Source organism: Aporhodopirellula rubra (genome assembly GCF_014192335.1).
In the GTDB taxonomy this organism is placed as follows: domain Bacteria; phylum Planctomycetota; class Planctomycetia; order Pirellulales; family Pirellulaceae; genus Rhodopirellula; species Rhodopirellula rubra.
On the sequence record NZ_JACHXU010000004.1, the window covers coordinates 1 to 12,000 of the forward strand.

Here is a 12,000-nt window from a genome sequence, read left to right on the forward strand (position 1 = left end):
CTTCTGGCATCGCCGAGGCCAAAGAAACGACGGCTTCCGCCATCGACGTCGCAACACCAAAATCAAAGAAACCTAACAAACCCTGTCATGCACCCCGTCCGGAAACCAATGCATCTGGGCTCGCCTCAAGACTTGCTAGCAAAACAGCCTGGCGTGAGAAGATCAGCCGAAATGCTCGACCAATCCCTTGGCGACGGCGTTGATGGCCTCGTCGATCTGCCACCCGGCGTGGTCACGATCACCCGCCTGATTGGAGATTCCTCGAACAATTGACAGGGGCAATGAGGCGACCTCACATGCGAGAGCAACGGAAAATCCCTCCATGTCTTCCGCCGCCACGACGGTGTCCGTTTCGCCCATCGCCTGCAGTGTTTTCTGAACGCGTTGGGAACGCATCACCGCCATGGAGCGATTCGACGATCCGGCACAACCGGTGACGAGACATCGCTGGCGCCGTCGAGGGCTGACCGATCCAGGCACGACTAACTCGATACGATCGCCCACCCCCGGCGTCTCAACTTCCGGTGCAACGTGCTGCCACCCCATTTCATTGGCCGAAACGAAGCTCGATTGTTCACCCACCCCGATGCCGTCGATGACGACCGTGTCGAACCAATAGGCCGCTCCCACCTGACACTCGGATTGCGATTGCGAATCCGCACGGAGAGATCCCGCGATCCCCGCGAGTACGACTCGTTCGGGGCGATGCATACTGAGATGCTGCATCGTCAACGCGCCCGCTGCGGCGATCCCAAATCCGCACAACTCGACACGTGTCGATTTCGCAAACAGGGCCCCTGCCTCGCCGCAGTCGGCGAGACCGATCATCAACCGGTCTCGCTCCATCGCGGTGGGAACGAGCAGCAGTGTTTTTACCAAGGTTATCGACCGCCGCGTCGGATCTCGCTGCCTTCAAATCTGACTTGGAAGCGGAAGATTTTCTTGGTCGTGCAAGTAATCTTGCCGGTCTTCAGATCGAAGTGATCCGGTGTCTCGGCCAAGTTAATGTTTGCGACCGTTCGGAAGCCTCGCTCAGCGAAAATGTCGATGACCATGGCGAGTGCCAAGGGGTCATCAAACAAATGGTCTTCACTGTTGATGATCGATAATCCTGCGATCGCGTGTCGCTGAACGATCGGCATGAACCGCTGTGCGATTACCGCGATCACCTGATGAAACAACTCTCGGTGTTCGAGTTCATAGCTATCGAGACGGCGAACGAGTTCTTGGCGTGCATGAACACCGATCTCTGTCGCCAGCGGTAGCCCGCGGACGGCGTCATATGTTTCCGGATCGAGCTCAAGCGAGGATTGATAATCGAGTTCGGAGCGAATCTTCCGTTCGACATCTGCGATCGCACCATCGGCGTCAACGAAGTGGTAGTGATAGATTTGCTTGAGCGATTGCAACGCGTCCCACGTTTTTTCTTTAAAGACACGGTACCGCCGCTTCGCGGCAATCGGATCCAGGTCAGTGGGTCGCAGTTCGATAATCTCGCCGTCACCCTCGAGAGCGACTCGCTCGTTGTGTTCGGCGATCTGGCGACCACGCAGCAGTTGACGTTCGATGCTGGTCTTTTCATCGATAAACAAGACAACCGCGTGCACGGTTGGCTTGCGAAAGTTAATCGCCAGAGGTGTAGTGTGGTACTCGCGGTAGAGCTGGTTCATTTTCTGAACGAGCAAGTGCAGACATTCGACCTGCACGCGTGTTCGAGGGAAACCGTCGAGGATACATCCGTCACGATACTCTTCTTCGAGCAGTTTGCGGAACAGAATCCCAACCACCTCGGTATCGCCGACCATCCCGCCGGCTTCCTTGATACGGTTCGCTTCAGGCGTATTAAGCAAGTCACTGACGATGATCGGCGGGCAGGTGAGTCCGCGGACTTTCGCGATGAACTCGCTGTTCGTCCCTTTACCACTACCAGGAGCACCGCCTAGCAGAATCAGCTCTTTCGTGAAGCGTAGGTTTTCGTGTCCGATCTCCTCTTCGAGATCATTCCAAACCGTGTTGAAAATCACGTGGGCATCTTTGACCTCGAGATCCTCAACGCTTCCCTGACCGGCGGCCGCGACGACCGCGTCGGTCACGACCTGGGAGGCTTGATTTTCGAGAGAAAACTGATCCGCGACGAGACCGCCGTGGGTCGTCGTCGATCCGCTCCCGTTGCCTTGCGAGGACGGTTCAGAATCAGTCCCACTTGATTCGTTTCGGGAGGCGGGCATTTCAGGCATATGATCGAAATCGGGAGACATCTATTAGTCGACCGTGCTTCAGGCGGGAAACGGATTGCAAATGATCCAGCTCGATTCAGTGAACCCTAATAGCCGAACCGTGGTGTATCCTAACCACTTCGATTCCCGATGAGTACACATGGCGGTTTGTCGCAGCCTTTATTGGCAACGAGCCACAGTGTGTGCGTGTTTAGCGGCCCACAGTTTGCCATAGCCATCGGCCCCGCAACGACGGCGTCCACCATCCGAAGACGCCACCACCACCGCGATCGAAAAGCCGGCGCCGACGCAATCGAAAAACCGGTCCTATGAAATGACGAACCGAGACTCATCACGGGTCGTTGCGGTCCGATAAGTGGTCGCTCCTGTCCACGCGATGCAATTTGTGACCGCATCCGTTACGATCCGCAAAGCCAGACATCTTTCTCACCGAGTCCCGCCTCCATGGCCTCTGATTCCGATTCCGCAATGAACGATTCCGACGCAATTTCGCAAGCCTCCGGTTCAGACGATTCATCGCCCTCGACGGGAATGGTTGTCTTTCTCTCAGGCGATTTGATTTTTGCCTCGCGAGTTCGTGCGGCGGCTACTGGCGCAGGACTCGAATTCAAATTAGCGGGCAACCTGCCGGAGCAGAGCGAGCATCCGGTTCGTTTTATTGTGGTGGACCTCTCGACGCGATCCAAAGTCGTCGACGGACTGATGGCGGACGTGAACCAGCGTTTTCCTGATGCCCAGGTAATCGCCTACGCGCCCCACGTTCAGGTCCAACGGATTCGTGATGCACGACAACATGGAATCTCGACCGTCTTAACTCGCGGTCAGTTCAACGAAGGCCTTACTGCGATGTTTGAGCAGTAACGAGCCTGTGCTCGCACCTCTAGAGGGCTACCCCCTCTGCAAATAGCACATTTCGTGAAGAACACCGTCAAAAATTAATAATCTCGGCGATATCTCATCGAACGACCGTCCGGTTGTTCTGATTGTCCGATTTCGATCGTCTCGTTTGATGAAGATGCTCCAAAGTCACATCCTTCCCGAGCGACTGCGAAGCCGGTTCTCCCGAAATGTGTTAATGGGGGAAGGACGGATTCTTCCTGGCTTTGGCACACAAAGCTACCGAGATCATCCACCGCAGGGACGCGTTAAACAAAAATGAACGCGCACAGGAGACGGTCGGCCCACTGGTGTATCACGCCAGGTCATAGCAATTCAACAGAAGGCGTCATCCATGGACTCCGGCTTTTTAACAGTCCGCAAACGGACTCTCTTTCGACTCCTTTGCACGTCGGCCATCGCATTCATGAGCCAGAGTGCCTCAGCAGACCAATTTGGAAACTTCCTCGACTCGACCTACTCGTACGCCGTCGAGGAACCCGTTGGTGACTCGATCGCAGAGCCGATCGATACAGATGAAGCCGCCGACGCAGAAGAAGGCGACAGCGACATCACGAAACTTTCTGAAAAAATCGCCGCCATCGGTGAAGACATGGGTGACTTGGAAGAGTCCCTCGAGAAAGTGGAAGGCCTCGCAGGCAACAAGAGCATCGTCGTCAGCGGTACCAGCAAGTCGACGATGAAGGTCAGCGGTCGTGTTCACGTCGACGCGTGGGGATTCGATCACGATGACAACATCAACGAAATTGCTGCCAACGACACCGACGAAGCGAACCGTCTTGGCTTCCGTCGTTTGCGTTTCGGCGTCAAAGGCAAGATCAAAGACAACATGATCTACAAGATCGAAATGGAACTCGCAGGCGGAAACGATTCGGAGTTTCGTGACGCGTTTATCGGATGGACCGACCTTCCCTTCCTCGGAGAAGTGTTGCTCGGTAATCAGAAACGTCCCTACGGTCTCGATCACCTCAACAGCTCACGTTACAACGTTTTCATCGAGCGCCCCTTTGTTATCGAAGCGTTTAACGAAGATGCGCGTCGCCTCGGCTTGCAGGCGTACGGCGTTTCCGACAACGAGGCATGGAACTGGCGTTACGGTGTCTTCAACGGACGTAACGTCCAAGACGAAGGCAACTACGTCGGCGATCACCTGCAACTCGAATTTGCAGGTCGCTTGGCCAACACGATTTGGTACGACCAAACGAGTGGCGGTCGCGGATACGCACACTGGGCGATCTCGGGAACCCACTCTGACGTCAGTTCTAACCAAGACGAGGACGAAGGTGCCGTTGCAGAAAGCCGTTTCCGCACCCGTCCAGAAGGACGTACCGCTGGCACGCGTTGGCTGGACACCGGACGCATCGCAGGTCTCGACTACTACAATGTCCTTGGCCTTGAAAGCGTCGTTAACCTTGGTGCTCTTCAGCTCGTCGGTGAATACCAAAGCAACTGGGGTTCACGTAATGGATTCGAAGACGTGCACCTGCACGGTGCGTATGGGTACGTTAGCTACTTCTTGACCGGTGAGCACATTCCATGGGATCGCGAAAGCGGCACCTTAGGACGTGTCAAACCATTCGAGAACTTCTGGTTGGTTGACACTGCTGGTGGCGGACGTGCTGCGGGCTGGGGTGCATGGCAAATCGCGGCACGCCTTTCCTATGCTGACTTCAGCGACGAAGACGTAGCCGGTGGCGAAGCCGAATCGTTGACGCTTGGTCTGAACTGGCACTGGAATGAGAACGCCCGTATGCAGTTCAACTACATCACCGGCAACATCGAAGATCGCACCGACTTGGTCGGAAAGGGCAACTACGACATCTACGGTGCCCGTTTCATGGTCGACTTCTAAACCAACCCCTAAAGTGCCCCTGCCCTCGACGGCAGGGGCCGAGAACTCTGGTCAGGCTTACTTCCTGACGCTGAATTACATGATTGCCGCGTCCGGTGCGGGCGCCGCAGACACCAAACGCAAATACATCTAAAAAGGATTTTCCGATGAACCGAATCATCCCCTTAGGGTTGTTGGCTGCTGCCGCCGTGATGTCGCTGGCGAGTTCCGCCAGTGCCTTCGGCCCCTGCTGCTGCTTCTGCCAAGAAGGCCGTTGCCAAGTCACAGTTGAACGTGAAGAAGTCGAAACGAAAAAGTTCGTTGTCGAGTGCGAAGCGATCTGCATTCCACCACTGCGTTTCCCATGGGAATGCGGACCACTGAAAAAGTGTGGTAAAGTGCGATGCGTCAAGAAACTCGGCAGCGAAAAAGGTAGCAAAGTCGTCTGCGTCTACGACTGGACCGCAATCCACTGCTGCCCATCGTGCAGCAGCAAACTGCGTGGTTGCTGCGGAAACGGTTGCGACTCTGGTTGCTGCGATTCCGGTTGCGGCGACACGGGTTGCTGTGAGCCCGTTGGCTATCCGTGCGAAATGACGATGGAACCTTGCTGTGCCGAAGCCAAGACGCCTGCCGTCACCGAACTGAAGGACGAAGCATTCGCCGAAGAAGCGGCTGCATTCGCCGAGCGTTATCCTGAAGTTTCCGTTGCCGTCTTCGACGCCATTCGTGAAGCGAAACCCGAAGCCGACGGCTGGATCTCGTTGAGCAACCACTCAACGGATTCGCTCGCGGCCGAAGTCGAGATGATTGAAGTCGCTCGCTAGTTCTGACGAAGCGGTCTAACGAGCAACACGACCAACCGTCCGGTCTCCGAAAGGAACCGGACGGTTTTTGCATTAATGGTATCATCCACCGGGCGTCCTACCGGTGATCCGTTTGAATGCTCGGTAGAACGTCGACAAATCATCAAAACCACATTGGAACGCGATCGACGTCACCTTGCGATCAGCCTCTAACAGCAGTTCTTCGGCCCGACGCACCCGAAGCGAGTTCACATACTCGAGCCACGTCGCGCCCGTCCGTGCTTTGAATCGACTTGTAAATGTGCGACGCGACATGCCGGATGACTTTGCCGCGTCGTCGAGCGTCAGCGGCTCATAGAAATTCCGATGCAGCCAATCCAAGTAGGCTTCGAGCATCGGATCCGGCGGTTCCTCATTGATTGAACCGCGGCCGGTGACATTCGTTGCTCGGTTACGATTGCGATTCTGATCGTCGACCGATGGCGACGTCAAGTTCAATGCCAACTCGGCGAGCAGTTCCAACGCGACGGCGACGGACGACAACTCACTCGCGACGTCATCCTGGTCCACGAGATAGAGCAGCTTTCGAAATTGATGCTCGATCCGCAACGTACTCATTTGGGGTCCCGCAAAAACACCGCAACGAAACAGCGGCATGACCGGGGACAAACTTTTGAGTTGTTTTTCATTGACCCCTAATCCGCACAGCGATACCGGCGTGTTGGGGGAATCGACGATACGGTGGCGTGTGCGTGCCGGAACGATCACCAAATTGCCCGTTTCGCAATCCTGCGATTCGTCCCCAAATTCGATCCTCGCACGCCCTTCGCGGATCCACAATAGTTTAAGAAAAGTATGCCGGGTGACCGACATTGCAAACGTCTCGGCGTGACGACTCTCGAACACCCACAACCCGTTGGCTCGCATATTTGCGGGCACCGGTGACGATCGGGTCTCGCTGGGTTGGCTCACGGGATTGGATCGTTTCACGAAGGAGCAGTCCGAGTTGCGGGTGCGTTTGTTGCCGGCGTCACCCCATTGTGAACGGATTTGCCCGAAACGCCAATAGCTCGTGCTCAAATCGCCAAGCCATCTACCGGCGCGCCGTGTATCTTTGCCGCCATGATGAACAACACACCTCCGATACGTTACCAGCGGAAGATCACCGGCATGTCCGCGATCCTGCTGCCCATGCTCTCGAGTACCAAAATTGATTGGCCCGGGTTCCGCGATCACGTCGCGAGAACGTCCGACGCGGGACTCGTTCCCGCCGTCAACATGGACACCGGTTACGGGAACCTGATCAGTAAAGAGCAACGACTCGCGGTCTTAAAAGAAACACAGCACGTCACCGATGGTCGCCCCTTTATCGCGGGGGCATTTGTCGGTGATCAGTCCGGCGACGCACTCAACATGGACGCCTACCGATCACGGATGGACGAGATCATGTCTTGCGGTGGCAAACCGGTCATTTTCCAAAGTTATGGATTGACCGAACAATCCGGCGATGGCGTACTCGAGGCGTACTCGCAGATCGGAAAACACTCCGGTGGTTTCTACGCGTTCGAACTGGGAGAAATGTTCGCTCCCTTCGGCGCGATCTACGACCTGGACGTTTACGAAAAACTGATACAAATCCCCGAGTGTTTGGGCGCCAAACATTCATCACTTAATCGCCAATTGGAGTGGCAGCGATTGGCGATTCGCGACTCGGTGCGACCGGACTTCATGGTGTTGACCGGCAACGACTTGGCCATCGACATGGTGATGTATGGCAGTGACTACCTGCTAGGCCTGAGCACGTTCGCTCCCGCGGAATTCGCCAAACGTGATGCGATGTGGGAAAGCGGCGACAACGATTTCTATCAGCTCAACGACCTGCTGCAGTATCTCGGCTTCCTCACCTTCCGTTCGCCTGTCCCTGCATACAAGCACAACGCGGCGCAGTTTCTAAAGGCGCGTGGATGGATCGAAACGTCACGCACCTATCCCGGCAGCCCCACGCGTCCTGATTGCGACGTTGCCATCCTCACCGAAATCCTCGAAAGGCTCGAAGCATGAATTTGGCACCAATGAAAATTGCGATGCACGGTGTGACCGGTCGCATGGGTACGAACCAACACTTGATCCGATCCATCTTGGCGATCATGCGGCAAGGTGGCGTTCAACTGTCGAGCGGCGATTGGCAACCGATCGAGCCAATCCTTGTCGGACGCAATCCCGACAAATTGAAACATCTCGCCGAAACGGTGGCGACCAAGGAGACCGGGCAATCGATCGCGTGGACGACGGACCTCGACTCAGTACTCGCCGATGACAGCGTTGAAATCTTCTTCGACGCGGCGAGCACGCAGATGCGTCCGCGACTGCTCAAAAAGGCGATGGAGAATGGCAAGTCGGTTTACTGCGAAAAGCCGATCGCAACGGAACTCGAATCGGCAATGGAACTCGCCGAGATCGCCGAGCGGACGGGCGTCAAAAACGGTGCCGTCCAGGACAAATTGTGGCTGCCGGGAATTCGCAAACTACGCATGCTCCGCGACCAAGGATTCTTCGGTGACTTACTCAGTGTTCGAGCTGAGTTCGGGTATTGGGTTTTCACGGGCCACACCGCAGACCAACCGGCACAGCGTCCCTCATGGAACTACCGCAACGAAGATGGTGGCGGCATGATGATCGATATGTTCTGCCATTGGGAATACTTGATCAACGATTTATTCGGCCCTGTGGACCGCGTGCTCGCTCACGCGTCGACGGAAGTTCCCGAGCGGATCGACGAATCGGGTAAACCCTATCGCTGCACCGCCGACGATGCGGCTTACGCGATCTTTATTTTAGAGAGCGGCCTGACGTGTCAATTCAACAGTTCGTGGACCACACGCGTTCGACGCGATGACTTATTGACGATTCAAGTTGACGGGACCAACGGTTCGGCAGTCGCGGGATTGCGAGAATGTTGGATTCAAAACGAGGCGGCCACACCGAAGCCGACCTGGAACCCGGACGTTCCTCAACCCATCAATTTCTACGACAATTGGCAACCAGTTCCTAACAACGCCGAATACGACAACGCGTTCAAGATACAGTGGGAACTGTTCATCCGACATTGTGCGGGTGATGCCGATTTCCCGTGGTCGCTCGTGTCCGCCGCAGCGGGAGTACGTCTCGCCGAGGCGGGTGCTCGGTCGGCCGGCGATCAAACCTGGGTCTCGATTGAGAAAGCAGTAACCCATGCATCCTGACTCGAACGAATCACCCTCACGCGATCGGCTCGCGGTCCATACCATCACGACCAAACCATGGGCGTTGCCGATCGCGGCAGATCGTTATGCCGCATCCGGTGTGACCGGGATGAGCATTTGGGTCGAAGCGATCGAAGGCATGAGCAACGCGGAAGTGCGTGACATCGTCAACACATCCGGCCTGAAAGTTCCCGCACTCGTTCGTGGCGGGTTCTTTTGTGATCCGGATGCCAACGAACGTATCAGCCGGATTGAAAACAACCGCAAACTGATCGAGACCGCCGCTGAAATTTCGGCCGAGATGTTAGTCCTCGTCGTAGGTGCGACGCCGGGCGAACCGCTCGAACTTCAGCGTCAGTGGGTCCGCGAGGGCATCGAAGCGTTGATCGAAGATGCTCAGTCGCATAACGTTCAACTCGCGATCGAACCGCTGCACCCGATGTACGCATCCGACAAGAGTTGTATCAATCGAATGGCGGAGGCCCGTGCGATCTGCGAGTCGGTTCGCAACCCGTGGGTCGGCATCGCCGTCGACGTTTATCACACATGGTGGGATCCGGATCTCGAGAACGAAATTCGACTCGCCGGTGAACTCAACGCACTCTTCGGGTTTCACCTCTGTGATTGGCGAGTCCCCACGCGTGATTTCCTCAACGACCGTGGATTGATGGGAGACGGCTGCATCGACATCCGAGGAATCCGTCGCATGGTCGAGGCAGCGGGATTCTCCGGTTGGAACGAAGTCGAGATTTTTTCGGACGAACATTGGGCGGGAGACCAACAAGTGTTCTTGGACAAAATCATCGATCGTTACTCCGACTGCTAAACGCGACCGTTTAGCGACAAGCACTCATCGGCGGGTCCCCGCGCCGCGTCTCGATCACGGACGCGCTTCCTGGCGTTTGGCCTCATCAGTCGCAGCCAAGCAAAATAAATGCTTCTCACCGCGGACAAACAGTCGATCCGCGCCGGGGATGAGAGAACCGATTACCGGTTCGTCAAAGTCGTTCTCCGAGAGCAGTTCGAAATGCGAGTCGTTGATCCCCACCACGAAAACGACGCCGTCCTCCCGTGCTGCGTAGAGCTTCCCGCCGGCGATCAAAGGTGACGCGTAGTAGTTGGCTCGATTCTTCGGCAATCGGTCACTCCAAATCGTCTCGCCCGTCGCCGGATCGATGCACTCCACCTCGCCCTTATCGCGGACGATATAAACGCGTCCGTCATGCACTGCGGGCGTTGGCACAAACGTACCGATATCGTCACGGAACCACACGTGATTGGATTCGGTAACGTCACCACTCCCGTCGAGTCGGATTCCATGCAATCGAGGCACTCCGCGGTCGTTACGTCCAAAACAAATGACCGCGACGTCGTCGACGATGACGGGCGTTGCGATCGCCGGCCAGAGCATATTGCCCTCCGGGTTGAAATCACCGCACGACCAAATCTCCTTCCCATCGGAGGCGTCATGGATCGTCAAATGCTCGGCCCCCCAAACCAAAATCGCTTCCCGGCCCGAATGCTTGATTACCAACGGCGTCGTATAACACTGGTCACATTCTTTGGGCACGTCGTAGTTTCGATCGACCTTCCACACCAGTTCACCGGTCTCTTTATCGAACGCGGCCAACCAAGAATCGCCAGCATGCATCCGCGCCACCACCACGTTGTCTTGCGTGAGAACGGGCGACGTTCCGTGATCCCAGAATCGCTTATCTTCGCCAAAACGTTCCACCAGATTCGTTGTCCAACGTTGGGTCCCGTCCAGCGCAACTGCCGCGAACGTTCCGCTCTTGAAATAAGCAAACACTGTCTCACCATCCGTGACGGGCGACGCGTTGCAGCCCGAACCGTTTCGATGTTTTCCGGAAACTTCCGTTGAGAACGAAGTGATCCACCGTTGGGCTCCTGAAGAGTCGATCGACAAGATCCCGTCTTTCCCATCGAGCGGTGCGGTCACGTAAAGGTTGCCGTTGTACAAGATCGGTGTCGAACAACCTTTGCCAGGCAACGGGCTGCGCCACTGAATCGCGGCCTCGTTTAACACAACCGGATACGTCCCCTCGGCGACGCTGCCGTGATCGTCCGCGCCTCGCCAACTCGGCCAGTCCGCAGTTACCTCCGTCGTCCAACTCCCGACAAACCAAACTGCAACGAATGCCGTTCGCACGGCGGCGTCGATGATGTTCATAGAATTCCTGATCCGAGGAGGGGCAACATTTACTTCGTTGAATTGTAACTCATCTGTCCTGGCATCCAAATTCAGATGCAGTCGCGGAACCGCGGACAACGCAAATCCGCTGCCTTTCTTATTGGCGGCACAAGAACAAGGACGCTGCAACCACAGTGGATGCGAACAAACGTTCCGGTCACGAAGCGACGCGAGAATTGAGCAAAACACGGATATTCGCGAAACCTGTCATGTAGAACGGAGTTTTACCCAAGTGCCCCGCCTCGTCTTATCCTTCTCTCTCTGGAGCCGACCATGAAACTGTCCGCCACCTTTCTTGCTGTCTCGTGTGCCCTTCTGTTCGCTTGCCAAACCCAAGCTCAACCGCCAAACCGACTGGGGGCGGGACGTGACAATGACGCCAAAGGGCAAGATCGCGGCGGACCGGGACGAGGGCAAGCTCGAGACGGCGAACAACGACGCCAACGCGGCGGCATGGCTGATCGCGATCCCGCACAAATGGTCGGTCGACTGATCGAACAATTCGACAAAGACGGCGACGAAAAGCTCGACTCGACTGAGTTGACCGCGTTGTTAACGATGATGCGTGACCGTCGTGGCGGCCAAATGGGCGGCAACGGCGAGCGTCCTCCCTTCGCTCGCAACGGTGACCAAGCAGGGCCAAAGGCTCGCGACATGATGCAAAGAAAACGCCGCAATGCGGGTAACGAAGACGCGACTCCGGGCGGAGATCTCCCAAAGCGGCCTTTGGCTGAATAAGCAACCGTTCGAGAATTAAGAACTCCTTCTCTTTCTG

General features: G+C 56.2%; 11 protein-coding genes. 7 read left to right on the forward strand and 4 right to left on the reverse strand.

The genetic code is table 11. The features are described from left to right. Positions 1 to 162: 162 nt before the first annotated feature. Together FHS27_RS06585 and FHS27_RS06590 are read right to left on the reverse strand one after the other, a co-directional pair. Positions 163 to 879 carry a phosphorylase family protein gene (locus FHS27_RS06585; protein WP_184303383.1) on the reverse strand — a complete coding sequence of 239 codons (717 nt, stop codon included), beginning with the start codon at positions 877 to 879 and terminating at the stop codon, positions 163 to 165. Between the two features lie 2 nt (positions 880 to 881). Next, positions 882 to 2,228, reverse strand: a complete 1,347-nt coding sequence (locus FHS27_RS06590) for a nucleoside monophosphate kinase (protein WP_246419205.1) — start codon at positions 2,226 to 2,228, stop codon at positions 882 to 884. A 453-nt stretch (positions 2,229 to 2,681) separates the two neighbouring features. Here FHS27_RS06590 and FHS27_RS06595 point away from each other — a divergent pair, with 453 nt between their 5' ends. The 3 genes from FHS27_RS06595 to FHS27_RS06605 all read left to right on the forward strand — a co-directional run bounded on the left by FHS27_RS06595 (position 2,682) and on the right by FHS27_RS06605 (position 5,792). After that, a complete protein-coding gene (locus FHS27_RS06595; protein ID WP_184303388.1) occupies positions 2,682 to 3,098 on the forward strand; it encodes a histidine kinase in 417 nt (138 codons plus the stop codon). Between the two features lie 370 nt (positions 3,099 to 3,468). After that, the gene (locus FHS27_RS06600) at positions 3,469 to 4,986 is read left to right on the forward strand and encodes an OprO/OprP family phosphate-selective porin (protein WP_246419209.1); all 1,518 of its coding nucleotides are present in this window, start codon (positions 3,469 to 3,471) and stop codon (positions 4,984 to 4,986) included. A gap of 146 nt (positions 4,987 to 5,132) precedes the next feature. After that, positions 5,133 to 5,792 carry a hypothetical protein gene (locus tag FHS27_RS06605; protein ID WP_184303390.1) on the forward strand — a complete coding sequence of 220 codons (660 nt, stop codon included), beginning with the start codon at positions 5,133 to 5,135 and terminating at the stop codon, positions 5,790 to 5,792. Between the two features lie 81 nt (positions 5,793 to 5,873). On the opposite strand, the gene FHS27_RS06610 is transcribed toward FHS27_RS06605, so the two are convergent. Continuing rightward, a complete protein-coding gene (locus FHS27_RS06610; RefSeq protein ID WP_315854473.1) occupies positions 5,874 to 6,743 on the reverse strand; it encodes an AraC family transcriptional regulator in 870 nt (289 codons plus the stop codon). Positions 6,744 to 6,893: 150 nt separating this feature from the next. Between FHS27_RS06610 and FHS27_RS06615 the strand changes: the two genes are divergently transcribed. From FHS27_RS06615 to FHS27_RS06625, 3 genes are read left to right on the forward strand one after another with little or no spacing between them, the layout of a single operon-like run. Further along, a complete protein-coding gene (locus FHS27_RS06615; protein ID WP_184303392.1) occupies positions 6,894 to 7,832 on the forward strand; it encodes a dihydrodipicolinate synthase family protein in 939 nt (312 codons plus the stop codon). Continuing rightward, on the forward strand, positions 7,829 to 9,013 hold the full coding sequence (locus tag FHS27_RS06620; protein ID WP_221224924.1) for a Gfo/Idh/MocA family protein: 1,185 nt from the start codon (positions 7,829 to 7,831) through the stop codon (positions 9,011 to 9,013). The genes FHS27_RS06615 and FHS27_RS06620 overlap by 4 nt, the downstream gene beginning before the upstream one ends. Next, positions 9,003 to 9,839 (forward strand): sugar phosphate isomerase/epimerase family protein, encoded by an 837-nt coding sequence (locus FHS27_RS06625; RefSeq protein ID WP_184303394.1) that lies wholly within the window; start codon positions 9,003 to 9,005, stop codon positions 9,837 to 9,839. The genes FHS27_RS06620 and FHS27_RS06625 overlap by 11 nt, the downstream gene beginning before the upstream one ends. 54 nt (positions 9,840 to 9,893) lie before the next feature. Here FHS27_RS06625 and FHS27_RS06630 read toward each other — a convergent pair whose 3' ends face one another. Continuing rightward, entirely contained in the window at positions 9,894 to 11,204 is a 1,311-nt protein-coding gene (locus FHS27_RS06630) for an outer membrane protein assembly factor BamB family protein (protein WP_184303397.1), read from the reverse strand. 294 nt (positions 11,205 to 11,498) lie between these two features. On the opposite strand from FHS27_RS06630, the gene FHS27_RS06635 reads away from it, so the two are divergent. Beyond that, the gene (locus FHS27_RS06635) at positions 11,499 to 11,963 is read left to right on the forward strand and encodes a hypothetical protein (protein ID WP_184303399.1); all 465 of its coding nucleotides are present in this window, start codon (positions 11,499 to 11,501) and stop codon (positions 11,961 to 11,963) included. The last annotated feature ends 37 nt before the right edge of the window (positions 11,964 to 12,000 follow it).